Annotated in this window: 18 protein-coding genes; 16 read left to right on the plus strand and 2 right to left on the minus strand. The window is 44.7% G+C overall.

Annotation, left to right across the window (positions count from 1 at the left end; all coding sequences use genetic code 11):
* Positions 1 to 205: 205 nt before the first annotated feature.
* Genes GB993_RS10415 through GB993_RS10425 form a run of 3 tightly spaced genes read left to right on the plus strand, consistent with a single transcriptional unit; the run spans position 206 to position 2,628 of the window.
* On the plus strand, positions 206 to 625 hold the full coding sequence (locus GB993_RS10415; protein WP_161004243.1) for a hypothetical protein: 420 nt from the start codon (positions 206 to 208) through the stop codon (positions 623 to 625).
* 12 nt (positions 626 to 637) lie between these two features.
* A complete protein-coding gene (locus GB993_RS10420) occupies positions 638 to 1,996 on the plus strand; it encodes an amino acid permease (RefSeq protein WP_161004244.1) in 1,359 nt (452 codons plus the stop codon).
* Between the two features lie 47 nt (positions 1,997 to 2,043).
* Positions 2,044 to 2,628 (plus strand): hypothetical protein, encoded by a 585-nt coding sequence (locus GB993_RS10425; RefSeq protein ID WP_161004245.1) that lies wholly within the window; start codon positions 2,044 to 2,046, stop codon positions 2,626 to 2,628.
* A gap of 109 nt (positions 2,629 to 2,737) precedes the next feature.
* Here the strand turns inward: GB993_RS10425 and GB993_RS10430 are convergent, their stop codons facing one another.
* Entirely contained in the window at positions 2,738 to 3,445 is a 708-nt protein-coding gene (locus tag GB993_RS10430) for a type 1 glutamine amidotransferase (protein WP_017261022.1), read from the minus strand.
* Positions 3,445 to 4,806, minus strand: a complete 1,362-nt coding sequence (locus GB993_RS10435) for a Mur ligase family protein (RefSeq protein WP_161004246.1) — start codon at positions 4,804 to 4,806, stop codon at positions 3,445 to 3,447. The genes GB993_RS10430 and GB993_RS10435 overlap by 1 nt, the downstream gene beginning before the upstream one ends.
* Before the next feature lie 214 nt (positions 4,807 to 5,020).
* Between GB993_RS10435 and GB993_RS10440 the strand changes: the two genes are divergently transcribed.
* The 13 genes from GB993_RS10440 (at position 5,021) to atpD (ending at position 17,211) form a co-directional block, all read left to right on the plus strand.
* Positions 5,021 to 5,596 carry a thymidine kinase gene (locus GB993_RS10440; RefSeq protein WP_017261024.1) on the plus strand — a complete coding sequence of 192 codons (576 nt, stop codon included), beginning with the start codon at positions 5,021 to 5,023 and terminating at the stop codon, positions 5,594 to 5,596.
* Between the two features lie 34 nt (positions 5,597 to 5,630).
* Positions 5,631 to 6,713, plus strand: a complete 1,083-nt coding sequence (gene prfA / locus GB993_RS10445) for a peptide chain release factor 1 (RefSeq protein ID WP_017261025.1) — start codon at positions 5,631 to 5,633, stop codon at positions 6,711 to 6,713.
* On the plus strand, positions 6,706 to 7,551 hold the full coding sequence (gene prmC, locus GB993_RS10450; protein WP_161004247.1) for a peptide chain release factor N(5)-glutamine methyltransferase: 846 nt from the start codon (positions 6,706 to 6,708) through the stop codon (positions 7,549 to 7,551). Before prfA ends, prmC begins: the two co-directional genes overlap by 8 nt.
* A gap of 32 nt (positions 7,552 to 7,583) precedes the next feature.
* Positions 7,584 to 8,609, plus strand: a complete 1,026-nt coding sequence (locus GB993_RS10455) for an L-threonylcarbamoyladenylate synthase (RefSeq protein ID WP_161004248.1) — start codon at positions 7,584 to 7,586, stop codon at positions 8,607 to 8,609.
* 102 nt (positions 8,610 to 8,711) lie between these two features.
* On the plus strand, positions 8,712 to 9,950 hold the full coding sequence (glyA, locus tag GB993_RS10460; RefSeq protein ID WP_161004249.1) for a serine hydroxymethyltransferase: 1,239 nt from the start codon (positions 8,712 to 8,714) through the stop codon (positions 9,948 to 9,950).
* Between the two features lie 76 nt (positions 9,951 to 10,026).
* A complete protein-coding gene (gene upp / locus GB993_RS10465; RefSeq protein WP_161004250.1) occupies positions 10,027 to 10,656 on the plus strand; it encodes a uracil phosphoribosyltransferase in 630 nt (209 codons plus the stop codon).
* Between the two features lie 505 nt (positions 10,657 to 11,161).
* Entirely contained in the window at positions 11,162 to 11,866 is a 705-nt protein-coding gene (atpB, locus tag GB993_RS10470) for a F0F1 ATP synthase subunit A (RefSeq protein ID WP_161000782.1), read from the plus strand.
* Between the two features lie 25 nt (positions 11,867 to 11,891).
* A complete protein-coding gene (gene atpE, locus GB993_RS10475; RefSeq protein ID WP_017261249.1) occupies positions 11,892 to 12,104 on the plus strand; it encodes a F0F1 ATP synthase subunit C in 213 nt (70 codons plus the stop codon).
* Between the two features lie 47 nt (positions 12,105 to 12,151).
* Positions 12,152 to 12,676, plus strand: a complete 525-nt coding sequence (atpF, locus tag GB993_RS10480; RefSeq protein WP_017261248.1) for a F0F1 ATP synthase subunit B — start codon at positions 12,152 to 12,154, stop codon at positions 12,674 to 12,676.
* Positions 12,660 to 13,205: an ATP synthase F1 subunit delta gene (atpH, locus tag GB993_RS10485; protein ID WP_017261247.1), complete on the plus strand. Its 546-nt coding sequence runs from the start codon at positions 12,660 to 12,662 to the stop codon at positions 13,203 to 13,205. The genes atpF and atpH overlap by 17 nt, the downstream gene beginning before the upstream one ends.
* A 27-nt stretch (positions 13,206 to 13,232) precedes the next feature.
* Positions 13,233 to 14,765 carry a F0F1 ATP synthase subunit alpha gene (atpA, locus tag GB993_RS10490; protein ID WP_161004251.1) on the plus strand — a complete coding sequence of 511 codons (1,533 nt, stop codon included), beginning with the start codon at positions 13,233 to 13,235 and terminating at the stop codon, positions 14,763 to 14,765.
* A 20-nt stretch (positions 14,766 to 14,785) separates the two neighbouring features.
* The gene (locus tag GB993_RS10495; protein ID WP_017261245.1) at positions 14,786 to 15,745 is read left to right on the plus strand and encodes a F0F1 ATP synthase subunit gamma; all 960 of its coding nucleotides are present in this window, start codon (positions 14,786 to 14,788) and stop codon (positions 15,743 to 15,745) included.
* A 59-nt stretch (positions 15,746 to 15,804) separates the two neighbouring features.
* Positions 15,805 to 17,211, plus strand: a complete 1,407-nt coding sequence (gene atpD / locus GB993_RS10500; RefSeq protein WP_017261244.1) for a F0F1 ATP synthase subunit beta — start codon at positions 15,805 to 15,807, stop codon at positions 17,209 to 17,211.
* The last annotated feature ends 4 nt before the right edge of the window (positions 17,212 to 17,215 follow it).

Here is a 17,215-nt window from a genome sequence, read left to right on the forward strand (position 1 = left end):
TCGAAAAACAGTGGTTTTGGTGATTAGCGATGTGAACTAAATTAAATCAACCGAACTTACCAATTGAAATAAGGAAATTAATGTTTGCATCGAAAATGTAGTTATCATTGATAGCTGTCATTTTTGAAAATGGGTAGGCTACATAGTGGATCTGATATTTAAGCAGGTTCAGTGAGACTGACAAAGGGACAAGAAGGTGACAATTATGCCAAGTTCGGCACTTAATCAACTTATGATGATGTATGAACGAATGAAGCAGCTCGTGGAACACGACACGTTAACAGATGATGTCGCAGCACAATATCAGCATCAGCTTGCCGGCGTTGTGATTGACGATGAGGTGGCCCCTGCTGAGCAACAATTCCTGAAGGGACTGCAGAATAATATTTCCGCGATGCTGGCGGCTGTCGGTCACCATAGTATTTTTCTGACAATCATTAATGATGATGGGTCTTTTTCACCGTTTGAGATTAATGTCACAGATATGATTCATCTGCGTGAGACGGACTTAGATTTATATAATCGATTGCAGGACGATGCGTTTATTTATCAAACACAGCATTTGGACGGACCGGCGGCATTAGCTTTGTTCCAACAGGCACCATGGGTAGCAGGCTCACAGTAAGGGGGCATCTGTATGGCACAACAACAACTGGCACGTAATCTGCGCAATCGTCAAATTCAGTTGATTGCGATTGGTGGCACCATTGGCACCGGCCTATTTTTAGGATCTGGCCGTGCAATTCATCTGGCGGGCCCGTCAATTCTCCTGAGTTATATGTTAACGGGGGTAGTCACGTTTATCATCATGCGTGCGCTAGGCGAAGTGCTTCTGTCTGATGAACGATTTAATTCGTTTGTTGATTTTATTCGCCAATATTTAGGAGAGACGGCTGGTTTTATCGCAGGGTGGACGTACTGGCTGTGTTGGCTAGTGACGGCGATGGTCGAACTGACTGCTGTTGGGCTTTACTTTCGATTCTGGTGGCCTTCGCTACCTCAATGGTTACCAGGGCTCGTATTGCTGCTGGTTTTGCTGGGGTTGAACCTAATCACAGTTCGTTTGTTCGGTGAAACGGAATTTTGGTTTGCATTGATCAAAGTGGCGGCCATCATCTTATTGATTATCATTGGTACGGTCATGATTGTCATGCATGTCAGAACGGCCAACGGGGTCGTTGGTTTGCAGAATCTGGTCAGTCATGGAGGTTTGATGCCAAACGGCTGGCGCGGCTTCGTGACCGCGTTGCCAATGGTTGTCTTCAGTTTTGCTGGCATTGAATTAATCGGTCTCACCGCTGCTGAAACGAAAGACCCCCGAAAGATTCTCCCCAAGGCAATCAATGAACTGCCGGTAAGAATCATTTTGTTTTACGTCGGCGCACTATTCATTATCATGACGATCATTCCGTGGACGGTGGCCAATGCGAACCAAAGCCCGTTTGTTCAAGTATTCGCAGCTGCTAGAATACCGGCCGCTGCCAGCATTATTAATTTTGTGGTTATCACTGCGGCAGCATCGGCTTGTAACAGTGCGTTATTTTCGACCGGTCGGATGCTTTATACCTTGACGAATCGTTATCATGGTCGGGGAATTGCTAAGCTGGGCCGTTTATCTAAGACACAGGTGCCGGGCAACGCACTGACTTTTTCGGCGGGCATTATCATGATTGCATTAATTTTAAATGGCATCATTCCAAATCAAATCTTTACGATTTTAGCAACGATGTCGACTACTTGTTTCTTGTTTGTTTGGGTCATGATTGTTGTGGCTCATTTACGATACCGGCAGAAGGTAGGTGTCGGTGACGGGACGTTTTTGACGCCCTTAACACCTGTAAGTGACTATTTTGTACTGGGCTTTTTGGCATTTGTTGTTATTGTGATGTTATTTAATGCGTTAACAATTGTGTCAGTCTTCGTTGTCGGCGGTTGGCTGGTTTTGCTGTTTGTCATCAAACGAACAAAGACGGACATTATTCAACGGACGAAATAGCACGCAATTTAATCAACAATACCGGTTTATGAATGGAGGAAATTAACATGGCATTTGTTCAATTAAAGGATCATAAATCACGTTACTTATGGATTCCAGACGACTATACTTTGATTTCAACTGAATCGCATGAACGTAACGGCGAACCAATCACAATTGAACGGTATCAGGAGCAGCCAACGTTTTTATTACATGGTGCACAGGTAACCACTATCTATGCAAACGATGGCCAGGACTTACAAAGTTACCACAACTATACACAGGCACCCGATCAGCCATTGCCGGGCACTCAGGAGGCAGAGAAGCTGGCCGAAGATGTTTGGACCGATACGGATCCAGATTTTGCGCGCGGTCTATCCTTGTTGGTTGTGGAAAATCAGCAACGTTCCTATGTGGACGCTAATGGTGAGGAGCACCAGTTCCCAGTTTTGTGGGTCAAATTTGCTCATGAGAATGGGTCGTATAATTGGGTCACGGTTGCTGGTGGCAACAAGATTGTTGAAGTTGAGCGTAATTCCGAATGGGATTACTTTGGTGGTCGCCGTGCTACAGAAGAGTGGGACAATGACGACTGGGTCCAGGCCCGCAACGGCGAACGGCCACAGTTGGCAGCACCACATGCACGAGCATAGTTAGTTATCAAAGAGTGTCCTTTGAATCTTGGTTTTAGCGTTACGCAAAAACGACACAACGTGATTTTTCACGCTGTGTCGTTTTTAATTGTTTGAATTCTAGCAAACGCTAAAACGTTGCTGGAATCACCATGTTTTCCTGTTCGCTAAAATCTTGGTCTGGATACTTGCGCTTTAATGCGGCGACTAGTAGATGTTTAGCAATGTCACCATTCCGGGTCAGGATGGGACCGTGGAAGTAGGTGCCATAGACATTTTTGTAATGGACACCTTCAGTGCCATCCGCACCATTATTACCAGCACCTTCGGAAACAACTCCTAGTGGCGCCTCATCCTTACCAAGAAAGGTCATTCCTTGATGATTTTCAAAGCCATGATAAACTTCGCCGGTTTGTTCATCCTTGATAATCGTATCACCGATAAAACGATGGTCATGCTGATTCTTCGTGTAGTGGCTCATAGACTTGGTTCCAGTAATCCGCTCACCATCCGCGCCAATATAATATTGACCCAGTAATTGAAAGCCGCCACAGATAGCTAGGGTAGGGCCGCCGTCTTCGATAAAGTCGGTAATAGCTGCCGCCTTTGTTGGCAGATCTTTAGCCACGATGGTTTGCTCGAAATCCTGTCCACCGCCGAAGAAAACAATATCAAAATCATTAGGATCAAATGGATCACCGAGACTGACCAATTTTGTTGTCACATCAGCGTCCATTTTTTTGGCGTAATACTGCATTGCTAAAATATTACCGACGTCACCATAGGTATTCATCAGATCGCCGTAAAGATGGGCGATTGTTAAATGATAGTTAGCCATTAAGCACCCATTCCTTCCTTTATCAAACCTTCACTGGCTAATTGTTTACGTAATTGTAGCACGGCCGTATAGGTTGCCAGTACATACACTTTTTTGGTTGGCAGTTCCTTGATCTTGGCAGTGACTTTAGTTAAATCTGGTTCAATCATTGGTTGATCGATACCTGCCACCTTAAGTCGGAACGTAATGTCCTTATAGCGTTCGCCACCGGTCAAAAATGCTTTTATTTTGGGATTCTCGCCAGTACCGGCAGCACCAAGCTTTTCAAACTCACCATCCCAGATCCAACTAGTATCAATACCGTCAGCATAATTGGCGTTGAGTAAGCCGACGAATGAGAAGTTCTCAGGTTCCGTTAAAATCATGTCGATAACCTGGTTCACACCAACGGGATTCTTAATCAAAATCAAGGTAACGTCCTTATCGCCGACGTGAATGACCTCTTGGCGGCCAAAGACACGTTCATCACTGGTGAAAGCTTGGCGAATTTGAGCAGGTTCTACATTGAGAAAACGGCCAACAGCGTATGCAGCGAGGGCATTATAGATATTGTATAAACCGCCGATGCCAATCTTAAATGATTCACCATCCAAATCAAACGTTGATGCAGTGGGCGTCATGGCACCCAATTTAGTAACTGCATAGTTAAGCTCTGGACGATGGAAACCACAATTAGGGCAGAAGTAATCGCCTAAATTACCATAGGTCATAAAATGATAGTGCAAAACGTGCTGACACTTTGGACACAAGATGCCATCCGTATTCGTCGGGGCCTTCATATCGCCTTGTGGGAGGTGATTGAAGCCGTAGTAAATTTTGGGGTTAGGCAGATCAACTGAGTTAAAGAGTTGAGCGTCACCATTCGCAATGATAGTCGCTTCAGGTGCAAGCCGCACGCCATCGATAATCTTTTTGTACGTCGTGTAAATTTCACCGTAACGATCCATTTGATCACGGAAGATGTTGGTGAACACAAACGCAATGGGTTTAATGTAACGCGTTACTTTAATAACGTTTGCTTCATCCACTTCCAAGACGGCCAGTGGGCGTTGACCCCGGGAACGTTTGGCATGAAGAAATGTGCCGACAATACCTTGTTCCATATTTGAACCAGTAGGATTTGTCAAAACATGATCGTATTTTTCGCGTAAAACACGGACGGTTAGAGCGGTCGTCAGTGTCTTTCCGTTTGTTCCAGTAATCACGATAACATCATAATTTTGTCCCAAATGTTTCAAAATTTCGGGGTCAATCCGAGCGGCTAGTTTGCCAGGTAATGATGAACCACCGTGCATAAATGTGTGTAAAAACCAGTATGATGTCTTGCCAACTGCTGTGGCAACCCCGCTTCGTAATGACATGAAAAGCTCCTTTAATCTGTAATTAACTTTAGCCAGTTTAGCACATCTCGTCTAAAACCCACGGTCCAATGCTCAGTTTTAATGAATTCACTAACTACTTAACTTGTCGATCAGAGAAAGCAAGTTCAAACATGTTTGGCCGTCGTGCTGTTCAAGTATTGGTCCATTCGGTATAATGGAAAGCGATAAAATTTTTGACAGAGGAAGGCAACGCATGGCACAGTTATTTTTCCGGTTCGGGGCAATGAACTCAGGTAAGACGATTGAAATCTTAAAAGTCGCGCACAATTACGAGGAACAAGGCAAGTCCGTCATTATTATGACAAGTGCCGTGGATACTCGTGATGGTGAAGGTTACGTTTCAAGCCGAATTGGTTTGAAGCGTCCGGCTCACACCATCAAAGCAGATACTAACGTCTTCGAGGCCGTTAATGAAATTGATCCGGAAGCGTCTTGCGTGCTGGTTGATGAAGCTCAATTTTTACAAAAACACCACATTTTGGAGTTAACTAAGGTTGTGGATGAACTACACATTCCGGTGATGACGTTTGGACTGAAAAATGATTTTCGCAACGAATTGTTTGAGGGATCAAAATACCTATTACTTTACGCTGACAAGATTGAAGAAATGAAAACGATTTGTTGGTTCTGTGCCAAAAAAGCAATCATGAATCTTCGTTTTCACGATAATAAACCCGTTTATGAGGGTGAACAGGTCCAGATTGGCGGAAATGAAAGTTATTATCCAGTGTGCCGTGAGCATTATTTTAACCCGCCTTTACAGAAGTAAACTGACAGAACGAGCGAAGTAGGAGACAGAAGTTATGGATGAAATGTTTAATAAACTGCAGGCCGTGTCGGACCGCTATGAGGAACTTAATGAACTCATGAGCGACCCTGAGGTCATTGCGGATTCAGATCGCTTTATGAAGCTGTCCAAAGAAGAGGGGAGCATTCGTGAAACAGTCGAAAAGTACCGTCGTTATCGCAAAGTGATGGATGAAATCAGCGACGATAATGATTTACTTCATGAAAAGCTTGATCCTGACATGGAAGAGCTGACTAAGGAAGAACTAAAAGAATTGGAAGACGAAAAAGCCCAGTTGGAACAGGAAATCACTGTTTTGATGCTACCTAAGGATCCAAATGATGACAAGAACATCATCATGGAAATTCATGGAGCTGCCGGTGGTGATGAAGCTAGCTTATTTGCTGCGGACTTATTCAACATGTATTCTCGTTATGCTGAAAAGCAAGGCTGGCAAGTAGAAGTCATCGACGAAAATGCGACTGAAGTGGGTGGCTTTAAAGAAATTGTCCTGATGATTACGGGCGATAAAGTTTATTCCAAACTGAAGTTTGAAAATGGTGCACATCGGGTTCAACGGGTTCCGGTGACAGAATCTGCTGGTCGTGTGCATACCAGTACCGCGACTGTTGGTGTGATGCCAGAGTACGAGGATGTTGATATCGACTTAGATCCAAAAGACATCCGGACTGATGTGTTTCGTTCATCCGGTGCCGGTGGTCAGCATATTAACAAAACAAGTTCAGCCGTTCGAATGACGCATATTCCGACCGGCGTGGTTGTGTCAATGCAGGATCAACGGTCGCAGCAGCAAAACCGTGTCAAGGCGATGGAAATTCTGAAACAGCGTGTGTACGATTATTACGCTTCTCGTGAACAGAGCGAATACGACGAGCAACGTAAGAGCGCTGTTGGAACTGGGGACCGTTCGGAACGAATCCGGACGTACAACTTCCCTCAAAACCGGGTTACGGATCACCGAATCAATTTGACCTTGAATAAATTGGACCGCGTGATGAACGGCGAGTTAGACGAAATTATTGATGCCTTGCTGTTAAACGAACAGGCTGAGAAGATGGATGAGTTAAATCGTGGATAAACCAACTATTTTAGAAGCCCAGCAGTGGGCTTCTTCTTGTTTTGACCAACAGTTAAAAAATACTGACCCCAACTTAGCGGCCAGTATTATGATGGATTTGTTTAACTGGTCGCGAACCCAGTTATTGATGCGTTTAAGAGATGCGCTGACGGCAGCTCAATGGGCAGCCTATCAGCAGGCCGTCCAACGGATTGCAAAGGGAGAGCCTGCTCAATATGTAATCGGTAAGACTCAGTTTTACGGACACTCATTTATGGTGACACCTGCTGTATTGATTCCCCGGCAGGAAACTGAGGAACTTGTTGATTGGGTGCTGACTGATCATGATGATGTCGCTAAAAGTGTCTTGGATATTGGCACGGGTAGCGGCGCATTAGCCATCAGCATGGCATTAGCACGTCCACACTGGCAGGTAACAGGAACAGACATTAGCGATTCTGCCATTCAGGTGGCCAAGCGAAATGCACAATCGCTGCGAGCAAACGTCGGTTGGCAGGTTGGCGATTTGTTTCAACCTGTGGCAGATAAGGTGTTTGACCTGATTGTTAGCAACCCGCCTTATATTAGTGAGGATGAGCGACCTTTGATGGATCAAAATGTGTTAGATTATGAACCCCATCAAGCGTTATTTGCGGATCACCAAGGTTTAGCAATTTATGAACGGATTGCGCAACAACTGGCCGATCACTTAACAGACCAGGGCGTCGCGTACTTCGAGATTGGCTTTGCCCAAGGCAAGTCAGTCAAACATTTGTTTGAGACGGCTTTGCCTGAAGCACACGTGACATTGCGACAAGACATTACCGGTCATGATCGAATGATTCGTGTTCAACGGTGAACAGGAACATTAGAACAGGAGGATGTAAGGGCATGGAAACGAAACGTTTTTCAAACCAGGAAATTGAAGCTGCTGCAGAGGCATTACGAGATGGGCAGTTGGTTGCATTTCCAACCGAGACTGTTTATGGGTTGGGGGCCGATGCAACAAATGAAACAGCAGTTAAGCAAGTGTATCAAGCAAAGGGACGGCCAAGTGACAATCCGTTGATTGTTCATGTGGCCGACGTTGAAACGGTGGCCGCATTAACAGAACCACTATCGGAGGCTGCAAAAAAATTAATGGCGGCTTTTTGGCCAGGTTCGTTGACCATGATTTTTAAATTGAAACCAAATGTATTGTCCAAGGCCGTCACGGGTGGTTTGGACACAGCAGCATTTCGTTTTCCAGCTAACAGGACGACATTGGCGTTAATTAAAGCTTTAGGACGGCCAATGGTAGGCCCATCTGCCAACACGTCTGGTAAGCCAAGCCCGACCACGGCCGATCATGTGTTGCATGATTTAAGTGGCAAGATTGCGGGTGTTGTTGACGATGGTCCAACTAAGGTTGGCGTTGAATCAACGGTATTAGACATGTCAACTGATCAACCCGCCATTTTGCGGCCAGGAGCAGTCACACCTGAACAAATCGAAGCGGTAATTAAGCAAACTGTTGCAACGGAAGTCCACAAAGTTGGCGCAAAAGAAACACCGAAAGCTCCTGGAATGAAGTACAAACACTATGCGCCAGCCGCTCAGGTTTACATCGTTAACGATGGCGACTGGCAGTCTGCATTAGACTGGGCTGGTCAGCAGCCTGTCCAAATAGGGTTGATGGCGACCGAGGAGCGTTTGGCAGGATTGCAATTGCCAACAAACGTAGAAGTATTTGAACTTGGGCAGAATGTGACGACCGCTAGTCATTTGCTATTTGCGGGATTGCGCCACTTTGACGACGAAGGTGAAATTAAAGATATTCTGGCCGAGGGTTTCCCAGCCAACGGACTTGGGCTGGCATACATGAACCGTTTAAAAAAGTCTGCTGGTAATGTTTTCTTCACGACGTCACAAATCTGATTGCGTGATAATTTCCGATTAGCGTAAAATGAAGATATGGTTTGAACAATTAATACCATCAGATCACGTAGGGTTACTGAACCTGTCAAGGAGGAATTGCCGATGAGTTATCAAGACACAGATCCAGAATTATGGCAAGCAATCGCCAACGAGGGGAACCGTCAGCAGCATACCATTGAGTTGATTGCGTCTGAAAACATTGTTTCAGATGCCGTTCGGGCCGCACAGGGCTCCGTTTTAACCAACAAGTACGCTGAAGGTTACCCGGGTCACCGTTACTATGGTGGCTGTGAATATATTGATGTTGTGGAACAACTTGCAATTGACCGTGCCAAACAACTCTTTGGTGCTGAATACGCTAATGTGCAACCGCATTCCGGTTCGCAGGCAAACATGGCGGCTTACATGGCCCTCATTAAGCCAGGGGATGTCGTGATGGGGATGGCACTGGATGATGGCGGTCACTTAACTCATGGCTCTAAAGTTAACTTCAGTGGCAAAACATATACTTTCTATGGCTATCATGTCGATCCAGAGAGCCAACGGTTGGATTATGACGCCATTTTAAAACAGGCTCAGGAAGTTCATCCCAAATTAATCGTTGCGGGCGCGTCTGCCTACAGCCGTATCATTGACTTTAAAAAGTTTCGTGAAATTGCGGATGCAGTTGGTGCCAAGCTTATGGTTGATATGGCTCACATCGCTGGGTTAGTGGCAACTGGGTTACATCCAAGTCCAGTACCATATGCAGATGTTGTCACGACAACCACTCACAAAACACTTCGTGGACCACGTGGTGGACTGATTTTGGCTAAGGCTGAATACGCGAAAAAGTTAAATTCAGCTGTCTTCCCAGGCACTCAGGGTGGTCCATTGGAACATGTTATTGCTGGTAAAGCAGCTGCGCTGGGCGAAGACTTGCAACCTGCTTTTAAGGTTTACGGTGAACAGGTCATTAAGAATGCACAAGCGATGGCTAGCGTATTCAATGCGGATGATCAGGTTAAAATTTTGACCGGCGGTACGGATAATCACTTAATGACACTAGATCTGACCGGGACGTCATTAACTGGGGCAGCCTTACAGGATTTACTTGATGCTGTTGATATCACGACGAATAAGGAAGCGATTCCTAACGATCCCGCTGGTCCACGTGTTACTTCTGGATTACGTTTAGGCACGCCGGCGATTACTACTCGTGGCTTTGGTGAGACAGAGAGCAAACAGGTTGCAGAATTGATTCTATCAATCATTCACCATCCCGAAGATGCCACTGTGGCGCGTGATGTAGCAGTTAAGGTGCGTCAACTAACGGATGCGCATCCAATTAATGTGAATTAATCAAGAATTACACTCGCGTTCAGAGCTAAAATCGACTAGAATTAGGTTCAGAAAATAAAAGGGAGTGTGGCATCCGATGGGGAAGTTTGAGGTTCTTGATCACCCGTTGATTCAACATAAATTAACGATAATTCGTAACCGGGATACAGGCACAAAGGTCTTCCGTGAAGTTGTGAACGAAATTTCAACACTTATGGCTTACGAGGTTTCACGCGATATGCCGTTGGAAGATGTCGAAGTAACAACGCCAATCGAAAAGACGGTAAAGAAGCAGTTGGCTGGTAAAAAGGTCGCTATTGTGCCAATTTTACGTGCAGGTTTAGGAATGGTCGACGGATTTTTGAACTTGATCCCTGCTGCCAAGGTTGGTCATATTGGGATGTATCGTGACGAAGAATCATTGCAGCCCGTTGAGTATTTCGTCAAAATGCCAGCTGACATTGATCAACGTCAGATTTTTATTGTTGATCCAATGTTAGCTACTGGTGGCTCAGCAATTATGGCTATTGATGCACTTAAGCAACGTGGTGCACACAGCTTTAAATTTATGTGTTTAGTAGCAGCCCCAGAAGGTGTAAAAGCTTTACAAAAGGCTCATCCAGAAGTTGATATTTACACAGCTGCATTGGATGAAAAGCTCAATGAAGATGGTTATATCATGCCTGGTTTAGGGGATGCCGGTGACCGTTTGTTTGGCACAAAGTAGTTATTTGTTTTCTGATTCCAATATTTAATGAGAGATTTAAAGCTTCCTGATGATCAGTTGTCAGGAAGTTTTTTTAATTTGCTCACCCTTGGTGTATTGCTAACAACGTGTTCGGTAATCAAATAATCAAACTAAAAAAGATTTAGACACTAATTCGCAGTGACTGAACTATAATAAGAACACTTTCCAATTGTGCTGTTTTTAGAATTTTTTCACAATCAGAAAAGTGTTCATTAATAAAAATTGTTAATGAAAGGAGAATAATGTAAATAATTTTCTCGAAGTTGTTGAGAACGGTTGCAAAACGCTAAAATCTTTGTCGGAGTAAGAATAATCAGACATTAGAGAATGCGAAATTCTTTTGCGATTGATTTTCAATGGTGGTATCATATTTCTGTATTTTGAACAGCAGGGGCTCGGATTTTATGGCTATTTTTACATAACTGTAACGAGCTGGTTCACAATATTGCAACACAACTAAGGTTACGGAAAGAGGTGATATTTAGTGGATTCCTTCCAATTTTTGGGGCTGACTTTTAACACCGCCAACATTATCTCGATTACAATTGCGTTTGCCATCGTGTTTTTTGTCGTTTTCTTCTTATCGAGAAGAATTACGATGAAGCCAACCGGTGGCCAAAATATTTTAGAGTGGATAATTGATTTCACCAACGGTATTGTTCGTGGTCAATTACCTGGACGTGATGGCGGTCAGCTTGGATTATTTGCGTTTACAGCGTTTCTTTTCGTTTTCTTCGCTAACCAGTTAGGTTTGTTCCTACAGGTTTCTGTGAACGGCGTTGATTATGTTCGTAGTCCAACTGCTAATCCAGTTGTGACGCTGACGATGGCTATGGTTACACTAGCGTTGGCTCACTACTTGGGTGTGGTTAAGTTCGGTTTTGGTGGTTATATTTCAAATTCTTATCTCAAACCATTTGCAGCATTACTACCAATTAACCTCGTCGAAGAATTCACGAACTTGTTAACGTTGGCTTTGCGGCTTTACGGTAACATCTTCGCTGGTGAGACGTTGCTGAAACTGATTGGCGGAATGGCCTTCTCACACGGTCTTCCAACGATTATTGTAGCGTTACCACTTGAGATTGTTTGGCAGGGATTCTCGGTATTTATCGGGGCAATCCAAGCCTATGTTTTTGTAACCTTAAGCACAGTATATATTTCTCGGAAAGTTACGGTAGAGGAATAAAAATTTCTTAGGAGGATTCAATATTATGGGAGCAATTGCTGCTGGAATTGCCGCTGCTGCGGCAGCTATCGGTGCCGGTGTCGGTGACGGGATGGTTATTTCTAAGACCTTGGATGGTATGGCACGTCAGCCAGAATTATCCGGTCAACTTCGTGGAACGATGTTCATTGGTGTTGGTTTAATTGAAGCTATGCCAATCATTTCTATCGTTATCGCCTTCTTAGTTATGAACAAGTAGTTTCAAGACTAAAGAAGTACTAATTCTGACAAGGGAGGTGCCAATAGATGTTTTCACCATTAGTTTTAGCGGCTGAAAAGGGTTTTGATTACGGCGATATGCTGTTTTATATGGTCGCATTTGTATTGTTAATGTGGTTAGTTAAGGTGTTTGCTTGGAAACCCGTTACGAAAATGATGAATGACCGGGCCACGAAAATTGCTAACGACATTGATTCTGCTGAAAAGTCACGCTCTGATGCAGAAAGTTTAGCAAGTCAACGTCGTGATGCACTTGCCAACTCACATCAAGAAGCCTCAACAATTGTTGCTGACGCTAAGGATGCGGGTAATCAACAACGTGACAAGATTATTAACCAAGCACAATCAGATGCCCAGAAGTTACGCGAGAACGCAACTTCTGATATTGAACAACAACGTCAAGACGCTCTTGTAAGCGCACGTAAAGACGTGGCTGATTTGTCTATTGAGATTGCTTCCAAGATCATTCACAAGCAATTAAATGCCGACGATCAAAAGGCATTGATTGATTCTTATATCGAAGGGTTGGGAAAAGATGACCAAACTCGCTAAATCGCAAGTTGCTCGTCGTTATGGTCGCGCCATGTTTGACGCGGCAAACGAAAAGCAGCAACTGGAACCGGTTTATGATGAGCTCATCCAAGTCCAAGGCGTTTTTCAATCCGTGCCTAATTTGGGAACGGTTTTGACAGGTGCTGGTTTACAGAACCCCGAGAAAGAAGCCCTCTTGAAGCCTTTGTTAAGCTCAACTAGTCCACTAGTTCATAACTTTTTACAAATGCTTTTCGACTACGGCCGGTTGGATGATACGGTCGCAATCATTGATGAGTTCAAACGGCTCTATGATGAACAAAACCAAACAGTTTATGCTGATGTAACTACTGCTGTAAGTCTCGATGAGACTCAAAAACAGCGGCTAGCGGACAGCATTGCTAAGCGGGTCGGTGCTAAAACTGTACACGTAAATCAGATTGTTAATCCAGATATTATTGGTGGCGTGATCGTCAACAGTAACAACACTGTGATTGATGGTTCGATTCGTACCCGTCTGGCGCATATCCGTCAAAGTTTGACGCGATAAATTTTTAAACAAAGAGGTGAATTCCGCATGAGCATCAAAGCTGAAGAAATCAGCGCTCTGATTAAGCAACAACTTGAGAACTATCAAGAAGAGCTAACCGTTGAAGAAACGGGAACAGTAACCTACGTTGGTGACGGGGTTGCTCGTGCTCATGGTCTGGATAATGCATTAGCTGGCGAATTACTTGAATTCGATAACGGCGTGTATGGGATGGTCCAAAACCTTGAATCCGATGATGTCGGAATCGTTGTTTTGGGTGCTTACGATGGTATCCAAGAAGGTTCGTCCGTTAAGCGGACTGGCCGGATCATGGAAGTACCAGTAGGTGATTCTCTTATTGGTCGTGTTGTGAACTCTCTAGGTCAACCAATCGACGGCAAGGGTGATTTGAAAACAGATCACACGCGTCCCGTTGAATTTAAGGCCCCGGGTGTTATGCAACGGAAGTCCGTTAGTGAACCATTACAGACTGGGATCAAAGCGATTGATGCCTTGGTACCGATTGGCCGTGGTCAGCGTGAGTTGATCATTGGTGACCGGAAAACTGGTAAGACATCATTAGCCATTGATACAATTGTTAACCAAAAAGATCAGGACATGATCTGTGTCTACGTTGCTATTGGTCAAAAGGAATCAACTGTGCGTGCACAGGTTGAAACTTTACGTCAATTAGGCGCCATGGATTACACGATTGTCGTTTCTGCTGGTCCTTCTGAGCCAGCACCAATGTTGTACTTGGCACCATATGCCGGTGCGGCAATGGGTGAAGAATTCATGTACAACGGTAAGCATGTGTTAATCATCTATGATGACTTATCAAAGCAAGCCGTTGCTTATCGTGAACTTTCCTTGATTCTTCGTCGGCCACCAGGTCGTGAAGCTTATCCTGGGGATATTTTCTACACTCACTCACGGTTACTTGAACGTGCTGCGAAGTTAAGTGACGAAATGGGCGGTGGCTCAATGACTGCTTTGCCAATCATTGAAACCCAAGCCGGTGACGTTTCGGCTTATATTCCAACCAACGTTATTTCCATTACCGATGGGCAGATCTTCCTGAATTCAGATTCGTTCTATTCAGGTGTTCGTCCAGCTATCGATGCTGGGACTTCTGTTTCCCGTGTTGGTGGTGACGCCCAGGTTAAAGCCATGAAGAAGGTTGCTGGGACATTGCGTTTGGACCTATCTTCATACGCTGAACTGGCGTCATTCGCACAATTTGGTTCTGATTTGGATCAAGCGACTCAAGACCGCTTGAACCGTGGTCAACGGACGATTGAAGTGTTGAAACAACCACTGCATCAACCACTTCCTGTTGAAAAACAAGTTGTGATTCTGTACGCCTTGACTCAAGGATACTTGGACAAGGTTGACGTGGCTGATATTGCACGGTTCCAGAGTGAATTGTTCGATAATTTTGACGCTAACCACGCAGACCTGTTGGACACCATTAAGACGACTGGTAACTTGCCCGCTGATGACGACATGAAGGCTGCAATTTCAGCATTTGCTGATTCTTTCCAACCAACGAAAGCTGCCGCCACTGACGGTACAAAGTAGGTTGAAAGGAAGGTGAGCAAATGCCTGCAGCATTGAACGAAGTTAAACGCCGCATTAGTTCGACGCAAAAGACGTCTCAGATTACGACGGCCATGCAAATGGTCTCAACGTCAAAGCTGAGTCAAATTCAACGTCATACGAGTGGTTATCAAGTTTATGCATCAAAGGTTGAAAGTGTTGTGACTCACCTTGCTGCATCACATCTATTGGATTCGGGCAACGTTGACATGAGCTCGACCAGTAAAAACGATGATGTACCTGTTAGTGGCTTAATGACACAACGTCCTGTTAAAAAAACGGGATTGTTGGTCGTTACCTCTGACCGTGGACTGGTAGGAAGTTACAATAGCAACATTATCAAGTCGACTAATGACTTTATTAATGAACATGGTAAGACGCCTGATGATTATGTCATTATGGCTGTCGGTGGCATGGGTGCCGATTTCTTTAAGAAACGCGGCATGAATGTTGCTTATGAATACCGTGGTGTTAGCGATGTTCCGACTTTTGTTGAAGTTCGGGAAATCGTTAAAACTGTGACGGCTATGTACAATAACGAAGTTTTCGATGAACTGTATGTTTGTTACAGTCATTTTGTTAATCGACTAACATCACGTTTTCGTTCGACACGCATGTTACCAATTACTGGTGACACGATTGAAGATACGAAACCTGATGGTGACGAAGTTGTTCAACCTAAGACTGCGCCGATCAGTATTACACCGGAATATGAATTGGAACCTTCTGCTGAGGAGATTTTACAAGTTGTATTGCCACAGTATGCTGAAAGCTTAGTTTATGGTGCGATTCTCGATGGTAAAACGTCAGAGCATGCCTCTAGTGCAACTGCGATGCAGACTGCTTCTGACAATGCCCATGACCTTATTGACAGCTTGAGTTTACAGTATAACCGTGCTCGTCAGAGTGCGATTACGACTGAAATTACTGAAATTACCGGTGGTCAAGCTGCCTTAGAGTAATTGGAAGCATCCATAAGGAAAGTTTATGGTTGAAAAATAAGCGGAAGGAAGAAACGTACATGAGTTCTGGTAAGATTGTTCAAGTTATCGGCCCAGTCGTTGACGTTGAATTCCCTCTGGACGGTACATTACCTGCCATTAACAATGCGCTCTTAGTTAAGCGTCCCAACCAAAAGGATTTGACGGTCGAAGTTACCTTGGAATTAGGTGACGGAGTTGTCCGGACAATCGCGATGGATGGAACAGACGGCTTGCAACGTGGGATGGAAGTTGAGGACACTGGTGGTTCTATTTCTGTTCCTGTTGGTGAAGACACATTGGGCCGGGTATTTAATGTCCTTGGGGAACCCATCGACGGCGGCGAGGACTTCGGTCCTGATGCTCAACGTAACCCGATTCATCGGGAAGCGCCAGCATATGACCAATTGACAACTAGTACTGAGATCCTTGAAACAGGGATCAAAGTTATTGATTTACTTGCCCCATATGTTCGTGGTGGTAAAGTCGGGCTCTTCGGTGGTGCCGGTGTTGGTAAAACAGTTCTGATTCAAGAATTAATTCACAACATTGCGCAAGGCCACAACGGGATTTCAGTGTTCACTGGTGTTGGTGAACGTACCCGTGAAGGTAACGACATGTACTTTGAAATGAAAGGATCAGGTGTCCTTAAACAGACGGCCATGGTTTATGGTCAGATGAATGAGCCACCTGGTGCCCGTATGCGTGTTGCTTTAACTGGTTTGACAATTGCGGAATACTTCCGTGATGTTAAAGGCCAGGATGTGTTGTTATTTATTGACAACATCTTCCGGTTTACCCAAGCTGGTTCTGAAGTTTCTGCTCTTCTTGGGCGGATTCCTTCAGCCGTTGGTTATCAGCCAACGTTAGCAACTGAAATGGGACAATTACAAGAACGGATTACATCTACCCAAAAGGGTTCCATTACTTCCATCCAAGCCGTTTATGTGCCAGCCGATGACTACACGGATCCGGCCCCTGCTACGACCTTTGCGCACTTGGATGCGACGACTAACCTGGAACGTTATCTGACTCAACAAGGGATCTACCCAGCCGTGGACCCATTGGAATCAACGTCTTCAGCGTTGACACCAGAAATTGTTGGCCAGGATCACTATGATGTTGCAACCCGTGTTCAGCAAATCTTGCAACGTTACCATGAGTTGCAAGACATCATCTCTATTTTAGGGATGGATGAATTGTCTGACGAAGAACAAACAATTGTTGCCCGTGCTCGCCGGATTCAAAACTTCTTAAGTCAACCATTCTCCGTTGCATCTCAGTTTACTGGGATTGATGGTCAATACGTTTCTGTTGAAGATACGGTGGAAGACTTTAAAGAAATTTTGGATGGTAAGTATGACGATCTTCCTGAAGAAGCATTCCGTCTTGTCGGAACTGTGGATCAGGCTGTGGCAAAGGCAAAGCAATTGCAGGGTAATAATTAAAGGA

Source organism: Furfurilactobacillus milii, assembly GCF_009864005.1.
GTDB classification, from domain to species: Bacteria; Bacillota; Bacilli; order Lactobacillales; family Lactobacillaceae; genus Furfurilactobacillus; species Furfurilactobacillus rossiae_B.

Excerpts from the sequence above, each read along its gene's own strand:
- glyA (WP_161004249.1), top strand. The coding sequence starts at position 8,712 with ATGAGTTATCAAGACACAGATCCAGAATTATGGCAAGCAATCGCCAAC.
- GB993_RS10455 (WP_161004248.1), top strand. The coding sequence starts at position 7,584 with ATGGAAACGAAACGTTTTTCAAACCAGGAAATTGAAGCTGCTGCAGAG.
- GB993_RS10420 (WP_161004244.1), top strand. The coding sequence starts at position 638 with ATGGCACAACAACAACTGGCACGTAATCTGCGCAATCGTCAAATTCAG.
- atpF (WP_017261248.1), top strand. The coding sequence starts at position 12,152 with ATGTTTTCACCATTAGTTTTAGCGGCTGAAAAGGGTTTTGATTACGGC.
- GB993_RS10495 (WP_017261245.1), top strand. The coding sequence starts at position 14,786 with ATGCCTGCAGCATTGAACGAAGTTAAACGCCGCATTAGTTCGACGCAA.
- GB993_RS10430 (WP_017261022.1), bottom strand. The coding sequence starts at position 3,445 with ATGGCTAACTATCATTTAACAATCGCCCATCTTTACGGCGATCTGATG.
- GB993_RS10435 (WP_161004246.1), bottom strand. The coding sequence starts at position 4,806 with ATGTCATTACGAAGCGGGGTTGCCACAGCAGTTGGCAAGACATCATAC.
- GB993_RS10415 (WP_161004243.1), top strand. The coding sequence starts at position 206 with ATGCCAAGTTCGGCACTTAATCAACTTATGATGATGTATGAACGAATG.
- prfA (WP_017261025.1), top strand. The coding sequence starts at position 5,631 with ATGGATGAAATGTTTAATAAACTGCAGGCCGTGTCGGACCGCTATGAG.
- atpE (WP_017261249.1), top strand. The coding sequence starts at position 11,892 with ATGGGAGCAATTGCTGCTGGAATTGCCGCTGCTGCGGCAGCTATCGGT.
- GB993_RS10425 (WP_161004245.1), top strand. The coding sequence starts at position 2,044 with ATGGCATTTGTTCAATTAAAGGATCATAAATCACGTTACTTATGGATT.
- upp (WP_161004250.1), top strand. The coding sequence starts at position 10,027 with ATGGGGAAGTTTGAGGTTCTTGATCACCCGTTGATTCAACATAAATTA.
- atpD (WP_017261244.1), top strand. The coding sequence starts at position 15,805 with ATGAGTTCTGGTAAGATTGTTCAAGTTATCGGCCCAGTCGTTGACGTT.
- GB993_RS10440 (WP_017261024.1), top strand. The coding sequence starts at position 5,021 with ATGGCACAGTTATTTTTCCGGTTCGGGGCAATGAACTCAGGTAAGACG.
- atpA (WP_161004251.1), top strand. The coding sequence starts at position 13,233 with ATGAGCATCAAAGCTGAAGAAATCAGCGCTCTGATTAAGCAACAACTT.
- atpH (WP_017261247.1), top strand. The coding sequence starts at position 12,660 with ATGACCAAACTCGCTAAATCGCAAGTTGCTCGTCGTTATGGTCGCGCC.